Below are 21,041 nucleotides of genomic sequence, written 5' to 3'. Positions count from 1 at the left end.
CGCTCAGGCTTCATCCGTGACGGACGGCGAAGCCGGTGAGGAACCCATACGAAATCCGCATTGCGAAGCAATCATTCGGATTTCGTATCACGGGCTTCGGCACGGCCGGGCACGAGGACGCCGGTTCCTTTCGCCTCAAGCTGGAGCTCACCATCACCTCTTCGCGAATTCCGTGAAGACGTAGTCTCTCTTCTCCACGATGGTGTGGCACGCGAACCCGCACTTGGCGTCGTTCGCCTGCGGCGGCTGGTTCTCCGGGGTGCCGGGCGAGAAGGTCTCGCTCGCAGCGTCGTATTCGAACACGGCGTATCCCCACCCGCCGCTATCCGCGAACCGCTTGCTGTCCTTCACCATGAAATCCACATCGTGCTGGGTGCCCGGCACCGTCGTGTCCGGAAAGTACTGCTGCCTCGCTGGGTTCCAATGAACCTTCGCCATCTTGGAACCGTCCGGGAAGGGCTTCCCGTTTCCTGGGATGCCGGTCCGGTAGGCGTCGATCATCACGGGATTGGCGAGGATCACCGCGACCAGTTTGTCGCTGTGGCTGGTTGAGACGAGCTGCCAGCCCTCGTATCCCCTGAACTCGGAGAACGAGAGCCCGCCCGGGACGCTCACGCCGTACTTGTCCTGCTGGGCAAGGGCCAGGCCGCCCAAGCCAGCGATCGCCGAGCCAAACACGACGATTGAAGCCAATCGAAGGCTGACGCAAGAAAGCAAATTCCACTTGAGCATCGCTTCCTCCTCGCAGAGGTGTCGCAAACAGGATTATCACTCGCCCGCGGCAAGAATGACCGTAGACCGACTTACAAAGATCCGCACGCTACGAATCGTGATCCAAAACACGCGATCATTGATTTGATTTCGGGCTGGATCAAGCTGATCACGAAGCACGCCAACGGTTACGAGGCGTGCTTCGTCGTGGCGGAATAGCTGGGTTGCTGACTGATCCGGGATCCGCTTGATCCAAGCGGATCCCGTATCCCAAGCCCGCGCGGCGCCCGAGCGAAGCCGACATCCGCATGGCCGAAATGCGAGATGGCGAAGCAATCAACCGGATGTCGTATGACGCATACCGTACGCAACGCCAGCCATGAGAGTCACCCCTCGCGCTCGTCGTCCGCATCTGCATGCCACGGTGATCTCACCATGAGGATTGCTGCCCTCAGATGCAAACAAGATGTTCTGCATGCGGGAGAAAGAAAATATTGAGCGTGCTCACGCCTCGCGATCTCGCCGGGCTTCTGCGATTAGCCAGTCGTGGAATAACGCGACGGGCTCCCTGTCCGCGTCCTCGCGCCGACGGAGGGCGTAGTAGCCGAGTTCCGATCCGAGGCGCGCGCCGAACGGGCGAAACAAGCGCCTCTCCTCAAGCTCGGCTCGGACCAGGGCGCTCCGGGCGAGCGCGACGCCGCAGCCCGCGACGGCGGCCTGGATCGCTGCACCGGGATCATCGAGATGCAGCCCGCGCCCCGTATCGATGCCGCCGATGCCTGCGCGCTGGAGCCAGGCGCGCCACGTCAAGGACGTGCCTCTCGCCGCTGCCGAGACGTCGTGGATGAGCGGAAAGCGGTTTAACTCATCGGCACATCGTGGCGGCCGGTAACCGGCAACCTGATTGGGATTGCAGACGGGAAAGCACCCCTCCCGCAGCAGAAGAGTCGACTGGAACCCGGGCGAGGGCTCTGCGCCGAACCAGACGCAGATGTCGAGCCTGCCGGCAGCCAGTTCCCCGAACCGGCAGTTCGTACCGATGTGCAGATCGTAGTCCGGATGATCGTGGCGGAAGCGCTGTACCCGGGGCAGCAGCCACTTGTCTGCGAACGCTGACGGCACGGCGACGCGAATGGCAGCGGAAGCGCTACCCGTCCTCAGCCGCTCGATGACGACTGCCAGGTGGTAGAAGCCGGCCTGCAGATCCGGAATAGCGGACTGGGCAAGGTCGGTGAGTTCGAGCCTAGCCGGACCTGACCGCGAACGGCGGAACAGCTTTACACCGAGCGTCTCCTCCAGGCCGCGGACGAGCTGACTGACGGCAGCGGGCGTCACACCCAACTCGTCCCCAGCGGCGACGTAGCTGAGATGCCGGGCGGCAGCCTCGAAGGTGCGCAGCGCATTCAGGTGATTTGGTGTTCTCATCGCGGTTCGGCCTGCCACCGCTACGGCGTGGTCGCGGCATCCGTGAGAGAGTGCCAGCCGTGAAGCGGCTCCGCTATTCACGGCCTGCGCGTCGCTATTCCGCGACTGACGATCGCTGCCCTGCCTGCGTGAGATCTCCCGATGCGGCTCGCGATCGGGCTTGGCTGCGGCGATAGTCACCGGGCGGCAGGCCCACGGCGCTGCGGAACGCCCTCGAGAAGTTGGATTGCGAAGAGAAGCCGGCAGCCAGGGCGATCTCGCCGATCGGCCGGAGGCCATCGGCCAGCATCCGCTTCGCTGATTCGAGACGCATCCGGCTTACGAACGCGTGCGGCGCGTGCCCGGTCGTTGCCTTGAATGCGCGCGCGAAATGGGCCTGACTCATGCAGGCGACTGATGACAGTTCCGCTACGGTAAAGTTCTGATCAAGGCGGGCTCCGATGAACTCTAAAACGCGCGACATTCGCCGGCTGTCGATCGGCTTAGCCTCGGACGAAAATCCTATCGCCCGCGTCGAAAGTTCCGAATAGCGGTTAACGAGATATGCCGAAAGTGACCGGGCGAGCGACTCGACCAGCAGGCGTCCGGCGGAGGTTTCTGCCTGCAGCTCGCGGTTGATCGCGAATGCAATCTGCTCGATGAACGGATCGTAGGCGATTGCTTCATAGCGAAGCCCCGCACGAGCAGGATCGATATTGAGATCCTGCAGCACGCACTCCGCGAACGGATCGGGCGGCAGGAAGATGTGCAGACAATCGTGGAGCGGCTGCTCGAAGTCGATGCGTTCTTCCCGGATGCCGGCCGGGCAGAGCCAGACGGTCCCGGAATGACCGGGAGTCCTCTGCCGCAACCCAGCCCCCTCGCGGTACACGAGGGAACGGCCGCTGAGCAGAACCGCAACCTCGGTTTCCCGGGGAAGCAGCGAGGGCAGGGCACCAGCCTCATGATCCCAGCGCTCGGCCAGGACGCTCGTCCAGCCGCGACCGGACGACGTCCCCAACCGTCTGCCCGTCACGTACTTGAACGCGGTGTGTCCCTGAAGCTCCATCGCAAGCACTGCCCAGAACGCCCAGGTTACCTGAACGTAACCCGAATCACCTATCCCGGCAACGGAGTGCGCGGGGGCGCAGGGAGCCGCCTCGATGCACACGCACACGGCAATTGCGCAAGCGCCACGGATCTTTCGCTTGCGAGCACGCGGGCCAGAATGATGGGCAGCGGTGACTCTATTCCGTGCGAGCGGTTCTCAGCCCGTCGGCGGCTTGGTCCTGGTCAGCGGCGCAGGTCGGACCCGGCCGGGAGCACCAGCCAGCACCGCCGGGGGGCGCGCACCTTGTCACATCCGGCACCGGAAGGAGGACGCCGGAGCGGCGGAAACAACCCAGATCCTGATCCTGTTCGCCGATGGTGTGCGCATAGCTCATTCCGTGAGGATTGAAGCCCTCCTTTCTCCCTTCCTTCCATGCAGCTTTCAGCTCGGGCGTACCGATATCCCGATCGGGCCGGCGCGTTCCCTGAACGTAACGAGGCGGCAGTAACCGACTTCGCGCTCACGACGACGCTGAACCAAGCCCTCGTGCCGCCGGCGGTCCTCGGGGCAGAAACCGCCGCGGCTGAGAACCGGGATCATCGGGTGCTGCCCTTGCAGGTCGGACAGCTTCCGACGCTTGCCGGTATGGTCCGCCGGTTCATCGTCGGGGAAGCTCGCTCCGGGAACCATGTCGGGTCGCATGACGGAACTCCTCTGCGCCGAGATCGCCCGGATCGTCTCCGCCGCCAGGATCGACGTCTTCGTGCTCAGTACGGCGGCTGCTTGCGTTGCCGCTGCATCTTGGCCGCTTCGACCCACCACGTGAGATCGTCGGCGAAGCGCGGGAACGCAGCGTCGAGGGCCCGGCCGCCCTCGCCGGTCGGTTCGCCCTCGGGCGACAAGGTTGATCCGATGGGACCGACCGCGATCGTGCTCGATATGACGATCATCCCCATCTCGGAGAGCGTGCCGTGCCAGGCGGTCGCCGCCCGCGCGCCGGACAGACGGCCGGCCGAGTAGCTCGCGATCGCTGCAGGACGCCAGAACCACTCCTCCAGGAAGTGGTCGGTCAGGTTCTTCAATCCGGGCTGGACGCCCCAGTTGTACTCGCCGGTCACGAACACGAACCCGTCGGCGCCGCGAATCTTCTGCGCCAGCTGCTCGAGGCCGTCGGGAGCTTCGCCCTTCGGGTACTCCTTGTACATCCGGTCGAGCATCGGGAGATTGATGGCCTTGGCGTCGATCAGCTCGACCTCGTCCCCGCGGCGGCGCAGCCGCTCGACCAGGAACTCCGCCAGTCGGATCCCCGTCCGGTCGGACCGGTAGGAGCCGTAGAAGACAAGAATTCGGTTGCTCATCCCAGTCACTCGGCGGCCGGCTTCCGGCAGCGTGCGGGTCGTCGGCCGCCGACGATCCGTCGCTGATGATGAAACTCCAGCATGCGGCGCCTCGTGCGGCAACGGCCTGCCGGCTTGCCCGCCGGCAATGGACCGGGCGTACCGGTCGGGCCAATCCTCATCGTGCGCGCCGGTCCGCGTCTCGTGCGCGCCGTGCGCCGCAGCCGCGCGGCGGAGCGTCGCCGCGGGATCGGCGCCCGAGGGGAAGGTCGTGCCGGCCTCCACCCGGCCCGGGAGTCGCTCGGTGACGTCCTGGAGCAGCCGGCCGTTGCCGTCCGGATCATCCGACATCCGACGGATTGCTCCGCAATGCGGATGTCGGCTTCGCTCAAGCGCCGCGCGGACCTGTCACACGCTGTCCGGACATGATCGTCCGGACAGCGTGTGACTGAACGAGGCGTGCGCGCGGTCGCTGCGTTGCCCGGGGTCCGCCGCCGACCCGGCCGCGCCCGAACAGGCAGGGCTCGTCCGTGCCCGTGCGCGCGTTGTCCGCACCGTGAAACCTCTGGCTGACCTCGACACCGCGACGGCGCAGATCCTGGCGAGCCGCCTCGATGTCGGAGACGACGCGGTACGATCCCCGGGCGGAGCCGGGTGCGGCGGCCGTGAGGTTCGCGCCGAGGATGACCGAGGCGCCGGAGCCGGGCGGCGTGAACGGGACCGCGTACCAGCCGTCGCCGGAGGCGAAGTCTGCATCCGGCCGCCAGCCCAGGCCGCGGTAGAACGGCTGGGCACGGTCGACATCCGACACAGGGATGACGACGGCTACGAGCCGCATGTCCGCGGCCCGAATCGGCGCGGGATCGGTCTTGGTCGTCGGAGTCCTGCTCCCACGTGAGGATGTCGGGTCCGTGGCGGCATCGCGCCGTGCGGGAGCGGAATGAACGGCCAAACCTCTCCTGGCCAAGCCCCTCCTGGCCAAGCCCCTCCCGCGTCCCGGCTCCGAGCGTGCGTCGAGCTCACCCTTATCTCAGGCCCGACAAGACGATGTTGGCCACGGCGGCTCCCACGCGCTCAGGCGTCCCGTTGGGAGCCGACTGCGACGGGTTGGCGGCCGCGAATGCGGCGACCGCGCCGGCCATCGCGCGCAGATTGTCGGGCTGGCGCGGATCACGCGCGATGGCCGTCGCTTCCCGCTCAAGCCGAATGTTGCAGGCTTTCGCGGGAAGTCCCCTGCTGGGCGTGCACGCGTCATGGCGCGCGCAGGCCGCGTCGAGGGCATCGATCGGCGGCAGGGGAGCGTTGTTGCCGGGCCCGCAATAGTTGCCGTGCACGAGGATCTTCGGGCCGCCGATGGACGCTGGCTCGGCGGAAGACGACGTCACCCCGCAGATGGCCAGCAGGAGCGGGGCGATGCTTGTCATGGCGGCCGTGCGAAACGTCATGGTGGGGGTCCTCCGCACCCGTGCCGTGAATGAGGTCAGTCGGCATCGGGAAGCGGGGGAGAGAAGATCAACACGGTCCGGCATTCTGCTGTGCGATACGGCACAGCAGGCTGGTCGCGGGAAGTTGCGCGGAGGAGGTGGCTTGCTGCCGCCGATGGATCCGAAGAGCGGGCCGGGTCTGGGTTGAGAGGTCGGGCCCGCGCGGCTGGGCCGCCCTGTCAGGCTTCGCGAAACTGCCGAGCCCACGCCTTGAGCGGACGCGGCGTCCCGAAGGCCCGTGGCTCGGCGGGATGGACGGCAGCCGACGTCCAGCGGGTGCTCGTGCGACGGGAGGTCGAGGGTGGCGGCCCGGCGACTCTGCGAACGGGTTGAGGCCGGGCCGCCACGGCCATGCGGCTCTCGCCGTGGCTTATTACTGTCAATAATGATGGTTGCGAGCGGGGGCAAGTCGACGGCGTCACCACGCTCGGGCGCGTGCGACGGCGCGCAGGACGGCCTGCGCCCCGGATCCGCATCCTGAAGCGTCGCAAGCGGAGCAATAATCGACGCAATCGCCCCGCAACGGCTGAGCTTTAGAGGTCCACGTCACGGACGGTCGTCGATGACCGCGCAAGGGGGACCTGCTCATGCTGGACATCATCCGGATCATCGCGGCGGCGGCCGTTCTCGTCGTCTGGAGCCACGCGGCTCCCACACTCGCCGCGACCGATGCCGCTGCCCCGCGGACCGAGCCGGCGACTGACGCGCCGTTCGCGGCGGAGATGACCTGCCCGCTGCGGGCGTGGCCGTACATCGGCTGAGCGGTGCTGCTCCAACCCTGAATGGGTTCATCCGCTCCGCAGGAACGGCCCAGACATTCGCGGTCCGGTCGATCTCGCTCCAGCCCGCCGAGCACCTCGCCCGACCGCGGCGCGTTCGGAATGCAGAGCTCCAGCGCCAGGGCCGCGAGGAACGCCAGCACGTCCTCGAACGGGATGGCCGCCGGGCGCCGCGGGAGCCCCGCGCCGCGCCGACCGGCCCGAACGGATCGCCCGCAACCGCATCTCCCGAATCCGACGGATTGCGTCGCCATGCGGATGTCGGCTTCGCTCAAGCGCCGCGCGGGCGCGTGATCCGGGATCCGGGATCCGGGATCCGCTTGGATCAACCCGATTCCGGATCAGTCGCGCCCGTCGAAGCGGGCGCCGACGCAGCCCGCGGCGAGGAGCGCGGCGCCGATGCCCGCCGCGCAGGCGGGCCAGCCGAAGCGGTCGAAGACCGCCCCGAGCACGATGCTGCCGACGAGGCCGCCGGCGAAGTAGGCCGCGAGGTAGAGCCCGCTCGCGGCGCCCCGGTCGCCCTCGGCGGCCTGCCCGACGAAGCCCGTCGCCACGGCCTGCGCGAAGAAGGTGCCGGCCGCCACCAGGGTGAGCCCGGCGAGGAGGGGGACGAGGTGGGAGGCGAGCAGGGGCGGCAGCCCGGCCCCCGCCACGGCGAGGCCGAGCCGGAGCGCCCGGCGCGGTCCGAGCCGCGGCACGACCCGGCCGGCGAGCGGCGTCGTCGCCAGGGCGGGCAGGAAGACGAGGCAGACGAGCCCGAGCGCCATCTGGTCGAGGCCGAAAGGTGCCCTCGCCAGGACGAAGGCGACGAAGGTGAAGGTCCCGATGAAGGCGAACAGGATGCAGAACCCGACCGCGAAGGCGGCGAGCAGCCTCGGATTGCCGGCGTGGCGCGCGAGCGTGGCCAGGGCCGCGCGCCGCACGGGCGGCATCGGCACGAGGGCGGTGGCGTGGGTGAGCCCGACCGCGACCAGCCCGGCCCCCGCGAGGTTGAGGCCGGCCAGCACCAGGAAGGTGGGGCCGAGCCCGAGATGCTCGGCCGCGCCCGCCGCGAGGAGGCGCCCGCCCAGATTCGAGGCGACGTTGCCGGTGACGTAGGCCGCGAAGGCGCTCGCCGCCAGGGAGGGGCCGCAATGCTCGCCGAGATAGGCCAGGGTGAGCGTGAAGGCGCTCGCCATGCACAGGCCCTGGGCGACGCGCAGGAGCGCGAAGGCGGTGAGGTCGGGCGCGGCGCACAGGAGAGCGGTCGGCAGGGTCAGGAGCACGAGGCTCGCCACGATGCCGCGGCGCCGGTCGAGGCGGCGCCCCGCCACGGCGACGCCGAGGCTCGCCGCGGCCATGCCGAAGGTGCAGGCGTTCACCGCGAGGCCCATCGCGGCCGGAGCGACCGCGTAGGCCCGGGCGAGGGCCGGCAGGATCGCCTGGGCGGCGAAGAGGTCGGCGAGAGTCAGGAAGGCGATGAGGCCGATCAGCAGGGAGCGGACGCGCTGCGGCGACAGGCCGGCGGGCCGCTCGGCGGGGCCGAGGGCGGGGGAGGCGGTCATGGGTCGGGGCTCCCGCGGAGGGGCCCGGGCGGGGGCGTCCGCCGCCCGCCCGGGACGGGCTCACATCACGTGCGGATCCTCCTTCTCGGGGAACAGGTCGGCCGAGATCAGGGTGACGGGCTTGCTCGACTCGTTCTTCCACCAATGGGCCACGTCCCGGGTCTCGCGCGAGACGTCGCCCGCGCGGTGGACGATGGGCACCGCGCAGGTCGAGGCGTGCTCCACGATCGTGCCCTGCACGACGTAGATCAGGGCGGGCCGGTTCTCGTGGCTGTGGAACGGCACGATCCCGCCGGGCTGCACGACCAACCTGCGGATGCGGAAGCTGCGGCCCGGCACCGCGACGCCGCTCTCCTTGGCGAGGTCGAGGGCGCCGAGCACCGTGTCGGTGACGCCCACCGGCGCGCCCGGGCCGCCCGGGCCGGCGCCGGACCGGCCCTGACCGGCGGGGCAGGCGCCGGCCCAGGCGGGACCGGCCCAGGCAAGGCCGGCCAAGGTGAGGCCGGCCAAGGTGAGGCCGGCCCAGGCGAAACCGGCCCAAGCGGCCGCGAGCAGCGCCAGCAGCGACGGACGGGGGCACTTTTGCGCGCGCATCATCATCGATCTCCATGCGTGACCCGCAGCCGGTTCGCTCCGGCTGCCTTGGACCGACGATGGGCGCGCCCGGGACCGGGGTGAAATGCCGATCCGGTCTCGTCTCCATAGCCAAACGCTATGGGAACCGGGCGGGCCGCGGGCATAGTCTCGCGGAGGGTCGGGCCGCGCCGCGGGAGGGCGCGGGACGCCCGCGCGCCTGAGTCCGCTCGGGTCGCCGCGGGATCTCCTCTACCCTGGCGAGCGGACGCCGCGCGGGACCGTCATCGGCGATCGGGAGGCCGGAATGGGAGAGACCGGAACGGTCACGCCGCTGCGGGCGCGCCTGGGCGCCCGCCTGGACCAGCTCGACGGCGCCTACAGGGCGAGCATGGAGGCGGCCGTCGCCCATCTGCGCAGCAGCGGGATGGCGGCCCGCGCCAAGCTGGCCGGGGATCGCGCCCCCGACTTCGCCCTGCCCGATCCGGACGGCGCGACCCTGTCCCTCGCCGAGCGGCTGCGGGCGGGTCCCGTCATCCTCAGCTTCTTCCGCGGCGAGTGGTGCTCCTTCTGCCGCATCGAGATGGACGCCCTGCTGGCGGCGCTGCCGGACTTCACCGCCGCGGGGGCGAGCCTCGTCATGGTCTCGCCGCAGGGCTCCTCCGAGACCCTGCTGGCGCGCAGCCGCGGCGTCCCGGGCCTGACCGTGCTGAAGGACCCGATGAACGGCGTCGGGCTGCAATACGGGCTGATCTTCCGCATGCCGGACGTCCTGCGCGAGGCCCTGCTCGCGCTCGGGGTCGACCTCTCGCACGTCTACGGCACGGATGCGTGGCTGCTCCCGATCCCGGCCACCTACCTGATCCGCCGGGACGGGACCATCGCGCTCGCCCACACGGACCCGGACTTCACCCGGCGCCTCGACCCGGACGACATCCTGGCGGCCCTGCGCGCCCTGTCCGCCTGAGCCGCGCCCGGCCAAGCGGACCCGCGCGAGGCAAGGCTGCCGAGACCGTCGACTGCCCGGCATCGTCGCAGCCGGACCGCTCATCCGACATCCGGTCGATGGCGTCGCCATCTCCCATTTCGGCCGTGCGAGTGTCGGCTTCGCTCAGGCGCCGCGCTCAGGCGCCGCGCGGGCGCGTGAGCCGGGATCCGCTTCGATCAAGCCGATCCCGGATCAGGCGACGCGGTCCGTTGCCCGGCGCCTTTCGGGCGAGGCGCGCGCGGCCGCCCGCCGCACCAGGACGGCGAGCGCCGGCGAGTGGCGCCGGCCCGCCACCGTGGTGAGGACGACCCGGTGGCACAGGGGAAGGTCGGCGAGCGGGCGGAAGGGAAGCTGCCGGGCGCGGGCGATGCTCTCCGGCCACAGGATGCAGCCGAGGCCCTCGCGGACGAGTCCGGCGAGCCAGCGCTCGTCCGCGCTGGCGTGGCGGGCGACCCGGTTGATGCCCCGCGCCTCCATGGCGGCGGCGATCGCCTCCTCGTGGCGGCAGCCGAGCCGCACGATCAGCGGCTCCCCGTCGAGGTCCTCCAGCACCAGCTCGCCCTGCGCCTCGAACCGGTGGCCGGGCGCGAAGGCGACGCAGAACATGTCCTCGGCGATCGGCCGCAGGTCGAAGCGCTCGTGGCGGCCCCCGGCCTCGCCGAGGGGCGCGAGCAGGGCGGCGTCGACCTCGCCCGCGATCAGCCGCTCCTCGATGGCGGCGGACGGGCCGATCTCGACCTGGAGGGTCAGGCCCGCGATCTCCGCCGAGACGGCCGAGAGCAGGGGCGCGCCCGTCTCGGCCGCGATGGTGGAGCAGGCCCCGATCGTGAGCTGCCCGGTCTCGCGCTTGCGGAAGCTCTGCGCCTGCCGCTTGGCGGTCTCGGCCGCCTCCAGGGCGGCCCGCAGGTGGGGCTGCATCAGGCGGCCGAGTTCGGTCAGGTGCGTGTGGGCGCGCTCGCGGCGGAAGAGCGGGCCGCCGAGCTCGTCCTCCAGCTTCTGGATCGCGCGGGTGAGCGAGGGCTGCGCCACGTGCAGGCGCTCGGCCGCGCGGGTGAAGTTCAGGTGCTCGGCCACCGCGAGGAAGTAGCGGACCTGATGCATTTCCATGCGCTCACCCCACCCGGTGCGACCCGCGCCGACCGCGGCGAGGCGCCGGGGGCAGGAGCGCCGTCGGCCGGAGCCGAACGCGATCTCCACCGCTCTCCGGATGGGTCGCGGGCCGGCCTCGACGCTGTGGGCCAGTCGAGCGGCGGATATCGTCGCCCCGCGCGCGGTCCAGCGGACCGTAATGCATCGCTTCGGGGAAGGCGAGCGCACGGGCTGAACTTCCGCGAGGCCGCGGGCGCCGCGAGGGACCCCTTCGAGAGCTTGCGGCGAACTCCATGGCCGGTCACCTCGCGCGGGATATCGGGCGCGCCGAGGCGGCCGCGGGCCGCGGCGGGTATCGAAATCATAGCCACTCGCGAATTCTGCCCGGGCGCCCTCGGTGCTCTGATGGGGCTGCCGCCGGATGGCGGCGCGCCGGAGATTGCCATGAACCGCCTCCTCATCGCCGGGCTCGCGCTCTGCCTCGCGGGTCCCGCCCTCGCCCGGAACACCGGCAGCGGCCAGCAGACGGGCGGGCCCGCCCGGGACCGCATCAGCGCGACCGGCGGCCCGCCGAGGCCCGCGACCGCGCCCGACCCGAGGCGGCTCGGCTCCGGCAGCCATGCCGGCGGGCCGCTCAACAACCGCCTGTCCGCGACCGGGCCGGGCGGCGCGGTCCCGGTGGCCGCGCGCCAGCCCGGCCCGCGCCGGGACGGCTCCGGGTCGCGCGCGGGCGGCCCGCTCAACCGCTGATCCGGGATCCGCTTGATCGAAGCGGATCCCGGATCACGAGCCCGCGCGGCGCCTGAGCGCGGCGCCTGAGCGAAGCCGACATCCGCATGGCCGAAATCGGAGATGGCGAAGCCATCAACAGGATGTCGGATGACCCATCACCCAGGGAGCCGGTCATGAACGCGATGAATCCGATCCATGCGCCGGCCGCCGACCGGCGCATCCCGCGGGACCTCGGCCAGGTCGTCCTCGTGCTCCAGGGCGGCGGCGCCCTCGGCGCCTACCAGGTCGGCGTCTACCGCGCCCTGCACGAGGCCGGGATCGAGCCCGACTGGGTGATCGGCACCTCGATCGGCGCGATCAACGGCGGCCTCATCGCCGGCAACCCGCCCGAGCGGCGCCTGGAGCGCCTCTCCGCCTTCTGGCGCCGCGTCGCGCACGATGCCGTGCGCGCCCACCTCTCCGCCTGGCCCGGCCTCGGCCCGGCCAGCGCCCACTGGGCGACGCTGATGCGGGGCGTGGCGGGCTTCTTCGCGCCCAACCCCTTCGCGCTCGCCAATCCCCACTGGCCGCTCGGCCCCGAGGCGGCCGGCTACTACACGACCGCGCCGCTGCGGGAGACGCTGGCCGGGCTCGTGGACCTCGCGCAGCTCAACGGCGGCCCCTGCCGGCTGACGGTCGGGGCGGCGAACGTGCGCACCGGCCAGATGCGCTACTTCGACAGCCGCGAGGAGGCCCTCGACCTGCGCCACGTCGCGGCCTCCGGGGCGCTGCCGCCGGCCTTCCCGCCGGTGCGCATCGGCGACGACCTCTACTGGGACGGCGGCATCCTCTCGAACACGCCCGTGGAGGCGGTGTTCGACGACAACCCGCGGCGCGACGCGGTCGTGTTCGCGGTCCACATGTGGAACCCGTCCGGGCCGGAACCGCGAACCCTCTGGGAGGTCGTCAACCGCCAGAAGGACCTGCAATACGCGAGCCGCGCCCACAGCCACATCGCGCGCCAGAAGCAGATGCACCGGCTCCGCCACGTGATCGCGGAACTCGCCCGGCGCCTGCCCGGGGACTTGGCGGCCGATCCGGAGATCGCGGCCCTCGCCGCCCATGGCTGCCTCACCCGCATGCACGTGGTGCGCCTCCTCGCCCCGCGGCTGGAGGCGGAGGACCACCTGCGCGACATCGACTTCAGCCCGACCGGGATCCGCCTGCGCGAGGAGGCGGGCTACCGGCACGCGCGGCAGGTGCTCGCCGAGGCGCCCTGGACCCGCGAGGTCGACGCCCTCGAAGGCTTCGTACTGCACGAGGCCGATGCGGGCCACGCCGCCGTGACCCGGTGAGGCGCCCATGTCGCGCACGGCCTCCCCCCTGCCGGAGGAAACCCGGCTCGCGGCCGCGATGGCCGCCGCGCAGGGCGGCGACGCCCGCGCCTATCGAACCCTGCTGCGCGACTGCGTGCCGGTCATCGCGGCCGTGGCGCGGGCCCAGGGCGTCCCTGCCTCCGCGGTGGACGACATCGTGCAGGAGACGCTCCTCACGCTGCACCGGGCCCGCGCCACCTACGACCCGGCCCGCCCGTTCCTGCCGTGGCTGCGCGCCCTCGCCCAGCGCCGGAGCGTCGACCACCTGCGCCGCTCCGCCCGCCGGGTCGCGGAGGTGCACGCGCCCCTGGCCCTCGAGGGCGCCGCCGACCCCGCGCCGCTCGCCCTCGACCGGCTCGCGGGGCGCGAGCGGCACTCCCGCCTCGCCCGGGCGATCGAGGCGCTGCCCGGCGCGCAGAGGCTGGCGGTCGAGCAGCTCGTGGTGCGGGAGCGCTCCCTCGCCGAGGCGGCGGCCGGGACGGGGCGCAGCAAGGGCTCGCTGAAGGTCAACCTCCACCGCGCCCTCCGGACCCTGCGGGCGATGCTGTCAGGGGACGGGGAGGGGGACGGGGAGCGGGAGGGCGCGGGCTCCGGGACCCTGCCGGCGCAGCGCCGAAGCGTCGCGATTGATCGCCGGCCCGGTGCGTCCGCATCCTGGGCCGTCGGCGCACCATCACGAAGGGGGAACGACATGCCCGTCCCGGCAGCTCTCCGTCCGGCGCTCGCCGCGCCCGCCCGCGCTCCCTCGGACCGGAGATCCAGGCGGTGACGCGCCGATCGCCGAACCCTCCGCCGGGACCGGGCGCGGCGGTCCGCTCCCGCCTCGCCCCGCTCTGGCGCGGCTACCTGCGGCTCCTGCGGGCCGCCCTGGCGGCCCTGGCCACCGCGATCCTCCTGGTCCTCGGCCTGTTCTTCGTGAACTACGTCGTCCTCTCGACGCCGAAGGCCGCGGCCTACCGCAACCTCGACCCGTCCGTCCCCGAGTGCCGCGAGGGGCTCGGCCAGGGCTGGACCATCCTGGCGGAGACCGGGCGGGGGCTGATCGGGCCGGCCGCCATCGACGACGGCGGGTGGCGCGACGCCAGCAACGACGAGGACGCCGCGATCGCCGCCGACCCGCGCTGGGGCACCCGCTTCCGCTGCGCCCTGCAGCGCCACGTCATCCCGGCCGAGCGGCCGGGCGCCGCGGCGATCGACTACACGCTGGGCTTCCTGGAATTCCAGGAGGACGGCGAGCCCTACGCGCTCGTGTCGGGGGGCGCCGGCGACGACGATGTCGAGAGCACGACCGCCATGCTCAGCCGGGCCGTGGAGGCCCAGATGATCGCGCGCGGCGGGCGCGCCGCCGGCATCCGGCCGGTGATCACCCAGCTCGACGCGCTCGTGCGCCACCTCTCGACCGGGTCGCACTACGTCCTGGTCTTCGTGCACGGCTGGCGGCACGACGCGCGCATCGGCGACCGGAACGTGGCCGACCTCCGGCTCTACGCCGCGCACGCCGCCCGCTTCCTGCAGCAGCGCTGCCCGAGCGATCCGAGGGCGTGCGAGACCAAGGTCACCGGCATCTACGTCGGCTGGCGCGGCGCGCGCGTGGACGAGCGGGGCCTGCGGCGCCTGTTCGGGGACGCGCTCGGCGGCGCCTTCGGCGGCCTCTCGGCCGGGGCCACCCTGTTCGACCGCAAGCCCGTCAGCGAGGCAATCGCCCCGGCGGCGATCTCGGCCCTGCGCGCGATCGAATCGGTGCTCGCCGCGCCGCGCCCGGACGGCCGCGAGCGCGACAACCGCCTCGTCGTCGCGGGGCACAGCCTCGGCGGCAACATGCTGGCGACCGGTCTCCGGGACGACGTGCTGAAGGCGGTGGCGCGGCACCGCTTCGGCGAGGTGATGCCTCCGGTCCTCGGCAACCTTGTCCTGCTGATCAACCCGGCCTCGGAAGCGAGCAAGTGGACGGCGATCCAGCGCGCGGTCTGGCAGCGCATCGCGCTCCACCCCGACGAGCACACCCCGGCGGCCGAGGTCGCCCGCGACACCGGCTTCTTCCCGCCCGAGCAGCGCCCCGTGATGGTGTCCGTCACCGCCGCCCTCGCCTTCCCGGCGGGCGGCTTGCGGCCGGGGGACTGCGCCTGGATCGGCCTCGACCTCGAGGACGGGTTCGAGGCCGCGCGGCGGCGCATCCGCCAGAGGCTGGCGAGCACCGACACGATGTTCCGGTCCGGCGTCGACTACGACTGGGCGACGCACGACCTCTTCCCGGTCTTCAAGCTCGATTTCCGCCCGGGCGCCGGGTTCCTCGACCGCCTCGCCGCCCGCTTCGAGGGCCGCCCGCCGCGGGGGATGAGCTGCGCCCCGCCCAGGCCCGCCGGGATCCTCGACCGGCTCCTCACGCTGCCGCTGCGGGCCCTCTCGGTCCTGGCCGAGACCTTCCCGTTCCAGGTGAGCCTGAGGGAGGAATCGCACACGATCGGCAACCTCGATCCGCCGCGGCCGGCGGCCGGCGTGCTCGCGGACGCGCAGCCCTCGGCCGCGCCCTTCGGCACCACCCACGAGCTGCTCGGCCTGCAGGAGGCGGGCGTCGAGCGCCACCATCCCTACGCCACGCTCGCCGACGCGGCGATCGACTGCCCGCGCAGCGACGGCTGGCTGACGCGGGCGCGCGCCCGGCGGCGGGACCGGCACGGGGCATTCTGGGACAGCGAGGATCCCGGCCCGCCCGACGCACCCGAGCGCGCCGCGGGCCGTCCGGCGGCGCGCTTCCTGCACGGCCTGCCCCTGACCGGCATCGCGCCGATCACGCTTGCCAACGACCCGTTCTGGAACGTGCGCGCCTTCGACAACGCCCTGTCGCGCCACGACGGCTACCGGCTGTCCTCCTTCATCTGCGCGATGAGCCAGCTCGTGATGGATGACATCACGGAATCCTTCCCGCGCATGATCGACCGGACGGGCCCCGCGGACCGGCAGGTTCTCGACGCGAGGCCCTGACCCGGGCGGCTCAGCAGCCGCGGCAGATCGAGGTGGCGATCAGGCGGGCGAGGTCCCGGCTGCGGCGGTCGAGATCGGGCCGCGTGCCGGCGCGCGCGTCGAGGGCCGCACCGTCCGGCTTGGTCGTGCCGAGCGAGGTCACGTGCCGGACCACCGGCCGGCTGAGCGCGGGCGGGCGTGAGGCCGGCCGGGAGCCCGGGTCGATCTCGGCCAGGGCGGGCGTCCCGAGGGACAGGGCGAGGGCGAGGGCGGCGAGGCGGCGCATGGGGCTTCTCCGGGTCGGGGGGTCAGGCGCCGAACGCGACGGCCATGAGGCCGAAGAAGGCCGCCAGCGTGCCGATCACGGGCGCCAGGGCGGCGAGGGGGCGGGTCTCGGTCATCGATCGTCTCCGGTGTCGCGGCGCGTCCCGCGCGCCGTGACCCTGAGTGCCGGTGGCGAGACCCGCCCGTGTGCGGCCGCGCACGCCCGGGCGCGAGCCCGCCTCGGAGCCCGCCGAACCGGTTCGGCGGCCGTTACCGCGATCGCGGTGAGAGGGTGCGGGTGCGCGAAGCCGAGCCTGGGCGCGATGCGCCGTCGCCGCGGTCCATCGGCACCACCCGCGGCACCGTGCCCCAGGACGCCATCGGCCGAATGGTGCGCTGCCGGCGCGATGCGCTCGCGATCGGGTCCGTCGCGCCGCCTGCAAGGCACAGCCAAGCAGTAAAGCAACGGCCGTGTGTTGGGCGGGGCGACATGATGGGGTGTTGTCCAACCCGGATTCGTGGTGTATATGGTTTGCTGTATAGTCGTGGTGCGACACATTCGGGCAATCTGAAGCGATTGTGACTTGCCTGGGAGGTTCGGGATCGGGTCCCATGGAACGTCCGCAGTCAGCAAGTCGGCACTGCCTCTCGTGCGACCAACACACGATCTAGAAATATCGAACTGAATCAGTTCACTACCCCAACGTATGTGCCCGATCGATGACTCGGTACACCGTAAGACCGCGCGCCAGGAATACTGCATGCCAAGCGTCAGGGCATGCCAAGTGTCAGGACGCCCTGCCCGGCGGGAAGGGCGGCAAACCCGGTGGCCGCGCCGAGGCGGACGCACCGGCGCGGAGGATCCGGGAGCCGGCTCGGTCCCGCGATCTCCGCTTGGACAGGTCCCCGCGGGTGGCGGGAGGTCGGCCGAGAGGGGTGGTGGGACGGACTCGGCAATGGATCGACGCGCCGCCGCGGATCCCTCGGGCCGCCGCGGATCCCTCGGCGGGCGGGCGCGCTGCATCGAGGCTTGGCGGTTTCGTGCCCACGCGGCGGGTGTGCTCCTCTTCTTCAAGGACGAAGCAAATGCCAAGCACGTTCGCGTCTGCCACGCAGAGTGAGGGCGGGGCCGTGGCCGAGAGGGCCGATAAGATCCGCCAGCATATCAGGAACATGCTTCGCAGGCTCAACAGCCTGAGGGGGGAATCGGAGAAATCGACCTCGGCGTGACCGCTCCGGACGGGGCGTGTCGGCGCACCGGGGAGGAATCCGCAGCATTCGGGCCTGGTGATGCTGCGAAGCGATCGTGGGGGCCCGTCGTTGCAGGGCTCCCCGGACACCCTCCGGGCGAGCGGAGGGCCGCGCATCGGGACGGACGCGCGCGATTCCGACGGTGACGTGGCCGGATCCGGCCCGGGGAGCCGGGCGTCGGCTGCCCATCATTCGCCGCAGCGGTGACCGCTGCGGCGAATGATGCGGGACCAAGAGCCTGAGCAGAATCGCATGGGGCAATTCCGCTCAGGCGGCCTCGACGAGGTCGTCGCGCGGCGCGACGGACGCGCCGCCATGGTGCCTGAGCGGCCTGTTGCCGCCGAGGCCGCGCAACAGCACGTAGAACACGGGCGTCAGGAAGAGCCCGAACGCCGTCACGCCGATCATCCCGGAGAAGACCGCGACGCCCATGGCGCTGCGCATCTCCGAGCCGGCCCCGGTCGCGGTGACGAGGGGCAGGACGCCCATGATGAAGGCCATCGAGGTCATCAGGATCGGGCGCAGCCGCAGGCGGCTCGCCTCGATCGCCGCCCGGCGCGGGGAGCGACCGGCGAGTTCCAGCTCGCGGGCGAATTCCACGATCAGGATGGCGTTCTTGGCCGAGAGGCCGACCAGCACGATCAGGCCGATCTGCGTGAAGACGTTGTTGTCCCCCGCCGAGAGCCACACGCCGACCATGGCCGCGAGCAGGCCCATCGGCACGATCAGGAGGATCGCCAGCGGCAGGGCGAGGCTCTCGTACTGCGCGGCCAGCACCAGGAACACCAGGAGCAGCGCGAGCGGGAACACCCAGACTCCCGAATTGCCGGCGATGAACTCCTGGTAGGTGAGGTCGGTCCACTCGAAGGCGAAGCCCCGCGGCAGGGTCTCGGCCGCGATGCGCGCCGCCGCCGCCTGGGCCTGCCCCGACGAGGAGCCGGGGGCCGCGCCCGCGTTGATGTCGGCGGACAGGAAGCCGTTGTAGCGCATGGCCCGCTCCGGGCCGGCGGTCTGCCGGACGCGGAGCAGGGCCGAGAGCGGCACCATCTCGCCCGAGGCGGCGCGCACCTTCAGCAGGCCGACATCGTCCTGGCGGGCGCGGAAGGGCGCGTCGGCCTGCACGCGGACCGAGTAGGTCCGGCCGAACCTGTTGAAGTCGTTCACGTAGAGCGATCCGAGATAGATCTGCAGCGTGTCGAACACGTCCGTCACCGGGATGCCGAGCTGACGCGCCTTCGTGCGGTCGATGTCCGCGAAGAGCTGCGGCACGTTCATCTGGAAGCTCGAGAACAGGCCGGCGAGTTCCGGAGCCTGGGCGGCCCTGGCCATGAAGGCCTGGGTGGCCTCGTTGAGGGCCTCGTAGCCGAGGCCGGCCCGATCCTCGATCTGGAGCTTGAACCCGCCGATCGTGCCGAGCCCGTTGACGGGCGGCGGCGGGAACATGGCGATGAACGCCTCGGGGATCGCGGCGTACTTCGCATTCAGCGATCGCGCGATGGCCGCCCCGCTCAGCGCGGGGTCCCGGCGCTGCTCGAACGGGGTCAGGGTCGAGAACACGATCCCGGAATTCGCGCTGTTGGTGAAGCCGTTGATCGAGAGGCCCGGGAACGCGACGGCGCTCTCGACGCCGGGCTCCCTGAGGGCGATCTCGCTCATGCGGCGGATCACCTCCTCGGTCCGGTCGAGGGTCGCGCCGTCGGGCAGTTGCGCGAAGCCGACGAGGTACTGCTTGTCCTGGGCCGGCACGAAGCCGCCGGGGATCTGGCGGAACAGGAGCGCGGTCGCGCCGACGAGCACGAGGTAGAGGACCATCATCGCCGCCTTGCGCGAGACGACGAGGCCGACCCCGCGCCCGTAGCCGGCGGACGCCGTCCCGAAGGCCCGGTTGAACCGCCGGAAGAACCAGCCGAGCAGCCCGTCCAGGATCCGGGTCAGCCGGTCCTTGGGCGCGCCGTGATCCTTCAGCAGGAGCGCCGAGAGGGCCGGCGAGAGGGTCAGGGAATTCACCGCCGAGATCACCGTCGAGATCGCGATGGTCAGGGCGAACTGCTTGTAGAACTGGCCCGTCAGGCCGCTGATGAAGGCCAGCGGCACGAACACCGCGACGAGGACGAGGGCGATGGCGATGATCGGGCCCGAGACCTCGCGCATGGCGCGGTGGCTGGCCTCCCGCGGCGCCAGCCCGCTCTCGATGTTCCGCTCGACGTTCTCGACCACCACGATGGCGTCGTCGACGACGATGCCGATGGCGAGGACCAGGCCGAACAGGCTCAGCGCGTTGATCGAGAAGCCGAAGGCGTGCATCACCGCGAAGGTGCCGACGATGGAGACCGGCACGGCCAGCAGCGGGATGATCGAGGCCCGCCAGGTCTGCAGGAACAGGATCACGACGAGCACCACGAGGGCGACCGCCTCCAGCAGCGTGTGGATGACCGCCTCGATCGAGGCGCGCACGAACTGCGTCGGGTCGTAGACGATCCGGTAATCGACGCCCTCCGGCATGGTCGTCTTGATCTCCGCCATGGTGCGGCGGACCTCGTCCGAGATCCGGATCGCGTTCGAGCCCGGCGATTGGGAGATCGGGATCGCGACCGCGGACTTGTTGTCGAGGAGCGAGCGCAGGGCGTAGTCGGCGGCGCCGAGTTCGATCCGCGCGAGGTCGCGCAGGCGCGTGATCTCGCCGTCCGGCCCGGTCTTGACGACGATGTCGCCGAACTGCTCCTCGCTGGTCAGGCGGCCCTGCGCGTTCAGCGAGAGCTGCAGGTCCAGGCCGGGAACGGCCGGCGACGCGCCGATCACGCCGGCCGCCGCCTCCACGTTCTGGGCCTGGATCTCGCGCACGACGTCGCCGGCCGAGAGGCCGTGCTCGGCGACCTTCTGGGGGTCGAGCCAGATGCGCATCGCGTAGTCGCCGGACCCGAACAGCTGCACCTGCCCGACGCCGTCGAGGCGGGCCAGGCGGTCCCTGATGTTCAGGACGGCGTAGTTGCGCAGGTAGGTCATGTCGTAGCGGCCGTCCGGCGACAGGAGGTGCACGACCATGGTCAGGTCGGGCGAACTCTTCACCGTGACGATGCCGAGCTGGCGCACGACGGCCGGCAGGCGCGGCTCGGCCTGCGCGACGCGGTTCTGGACCAGCTGCTGGGCCTTGTCGGGGTCGGTGCCGAGCCGGAAGGTGACGGTCAGCGTCATGATGCCGTCCGTCGTGGCTTGGCTCGACATGTAGAGCATGCCCTCGACGCCGTTGATCTGCTCCTCGATCGGCGTCGCGACGGTCTCGGCGATGACCTTCGGATTGGCGCCCGGGAAGGTCGCGCGGACCACCACGGAGGGGGGCACCACGTCCGGATACTCGGAAATCGGCATCGCGAGGAGCGAGAGCAGGCCCGCGATGAAGATGAGCACGGAGAGCACGCCCGCGAAGATCGGGCGGTCGATGAAGAACTTGGAGAGGTTCATGGCGCCCTCCGGGGGCGAGGACGATCGCGGGAAGACGCGGCCGCGGACGGCCGCCGTGA

General features: G+C 71.4%; 17 protein-coding genes and 1 pseudogene. 6 read left to right on the top strand and 12 right to left on the bottom strand.

The genetic code is table 11. From position 1 onward, the window contains the following. Positions 1-153: 153 nt before the first annotated feature. The 7 genes and pseudogenes from M446_RS06475 to M446_RS06445 form a co-directional block, all read right to left on the bottom strand. A complete protein-coding gene (locus tag M446_RS06475) occupies positions 154-732 on the bottom strand; it encodes a cytochrome P460 family protein (RefSeq protein WP_012331300.1) in 579 nt (192 codons plus the stop codon). A gap of 483 nt (positions 733-1,215) precedes the next feature. Continuing rightward, the gene (locus M446_RS06470) at positions 1,216-2,136 is read right to left on the bottom strand and encodes a LysR substrate-binding domain-containing protein (protein ID WP_012331299.1); all 921 of its coding nucleotides are present in this window, start codon (positions 2,134-2,136) and stop codon (positions 1,216-1,218) included. A gap of 94 nt (positions 2,137-2,230) precedes the next feature. Beyond that, the gene (locus M446_RS06465; RefSeq protein ID WP_050777550.1) at positions 2,231-3,184 is read right to left on the bottom strand and encodes an AraC family transcriptional regulator; all 954 of its coding nucleotides are present in this window, start codon (positions 3,182-3,184) and stop codon (positions 2,231-2,233) included. A 423-nt stretch (positions 3,185-3,607) separates the two neighbouring features. Then, positions 3,608-3,868 (bottom strand): hypothetical protein, encoded by a 261-nt coding sequence (locus M446_RS06460; RefSeq protein ID WP_012331297.1) that lies wholly within the window; start codon positions 3,866-3,868, stop codon positions 3,608-3,610. 65 nt (positions 3,869-3,933) lie between these two features. Next, on the bottom strand, positions 3,934-4,524 hold the full coding sequence (locus M446_RS06455) for an NADPH-dependent FMN reductase (RefSeq protein ID WP_018262259.1): 591 nt from the start codon (positions 4,522-4,524) through the stop codon (positions 3,934-3,936). Positions 4,525-4,617: 93 nt separating this feature from the next. Further along, a pseudogene (locus M446_RS39630) lies at positions 4,618-5,356 on the bottom strand (VOC family protein); the annotation flags it as partial. 172 nt (positions 5,357-5,528) lie between these two features. After that, positions 5,529-5,948: a hypothetical protein gene (locus M446_RS06445; protein ID WP_012331294.1), complete on the bottom strand. Its 420-nt coding sequence runs from the start codon at positions 5,946-5,948 to the stop codon at positions 5,529-5,531. A gap of 626 nt (positions 5,949-6,574) precedes the next feature. On the opposite strand from M446_RS06445, the gene M446_RS38025 reads away from it, so the two are divergent. After that, a complete protein-coding gene (locus tag M446_RS38025) occupies positions 6,575-6,748 on the top strand; it encodes a hypothetical protein (RefSeq protein ID WP_012331293.1) in 174 nt (57 codons plus the stop codon). Between the two features lie 359 nt (positions 6,749-7,107). Here the strand turns inward: M446_RS38025 and M446_RS06440 are convergent, their stop codons facing one another. Together M446_RS06440 and M446_RS06435 are read right to left on the bottom strand one after the other, a co-directional pair. Next, positions 7,108-8,310, bottom strand: coding sequence for an MFS transporter (locus tag M446_RS06440; protein WP_012331292.1), 1,203 nt, complete (start codon positions 8,308-8,310; stop codon positions 7,108-7,110). Positions 8,311-8,370: 60 nt separating this feature from the next. Continuing rightward, positions 8,371-8,910, bottom strand: a complete 540-nt coding sequence (locus tag M446_RS06435) for a cupin domain-containing protein (RefSeq protein WP_012331291.1) — start codon at positions 8,908-8,910, stop codon at positions 8,371-8,373. Positions 8,911-9,190: 280 nt separating this feature from the next. On the opposite strand from M446_RS06435, the gene M446_RS06430 reads away from it, so the two are divergent. Continuing rightward, positions 9,191-9,850 carry a peroxiredoxin-like family protein gene (locus M446_RS06430; protein WP_012331290.1) on the top strand — a complete coding sequence of 220 codons (660 nt, stop codon included), beginning with the start codon at positions 9,191-9,193 and terminating at the stop codon, positions 9,848-9,850. A gap of 213 nt (positions 9,851-10,063) precedes the next feature. Here the strand turns inward: M446_RS06430 and M446_RS06425 are convergent, their stop codons facing one another. Further along, complete coding sequence (locus M446_RS06425) at positions 10,064-10,978, bottom strand: LysR family transcriptional regulator (protein WP_265576548.1); 915 nt, start codon at positions 10,976-10,978, stop codon at positions 10,064-10,066. A gap of 426 nt (positions 10,979-11,404) precedes the next feature. Between M446_RS06425 and M446_RS06420 the strand changes: the two genes are divergently transcribed. The 4 genes from M446_RS06420 (at position 11,405) to M446_RS06405 (ending at position 16,029) form a co-directional block, all read left to right on the top strand. Further along, positions 11,405-11,710, top strand: coding sequence for a hypothetical protein (locus tag M446_RS06420; RefSeq protein ID WP_012331288.1), 306 nt, complete (start codon positions 11,405-11,407; stop codon positions 11,708-11,710). A gap of 155 nt (positions 11,711-11,865) precedes the next feature. After that, on the top strand, positions 11,866-13,026 hold the full coding sequence (locus tag M446_RS06415; RefSeq protein ID WP_012331287.1) for a patatin-like phospholipase family protein: 1,161 nt from the start codon (positions 11,866-11,868) through the stop codon (positions 13,024-13,026). A 7-nt stretch (positions 13,027-13,033) separates the two neighbouring features. After that, entirely contained in the window at positions 13,034-13,816 is a 783-nt protein-coding gene (locus tag M446_RS06410; protein ID WP_012331286.1) for an RNA polymerase sigma factor, read from the top strand. After that, a complete protein-coding gene (locus tag M446_RS06405) occupies positions 13,813-16,029 on the top strand; it encodes a hypothetical protein (protein WP_012331285.1) in 2,217 nt (738 codons plus the stop codon). Before M446_RS06410 ends, M446_RS06405 begins: the two co-directional genes overlap by 4 nt. Positions 16,030-16,039: 10 nt before the next feature. Here the strand turns inward: M446_RS06405 and M446_RS06400 are convergent, their stop codons facing one another. Both M446_RS06400 and M446_RS06395 read right to left on the bottom strand, forming a co-directional pair. Then, positions 16,040-16,294: a hypothetical protein gene (locus tag M446_RS06400; RefSeq protein ID WP_012331284.1), complete on the bottom strand. Its 255-nt coding sequence runs from the start codon at positions 16,292-16,294 to the stop codon at positions 16,040-16,042. A gap of 1,496 nt (positions 16,295-17,790) precedes the next feature. Then, a complete protein-coding gene (locus tag M446_RS06395) occupies positions 17,791-20,982 on the bottom strand; it encodes an efflux RND transporter permease subunit (RefSeq protein WP_012331283.1) in 3,192 nt (1,063 codons plus the stop codon). Between the last annotated feature and the right edge of the window lie 59 nt (positions 20,983-21,041).

It is taken from the genome of Methylobacterium sp. 4-46 (assembly GCF_000019365.1).
In the GTDB taxonomy this organism is placed as follows: domain Bacteria; phylum Pseudomonadota; class Alphaproteobacteria; order Rhizobiales; family Beijerinckiaceae; genus Methylobacterium.
This window is presented reverse-complemented; position numbering and strand designations above follow the sequence as displayed.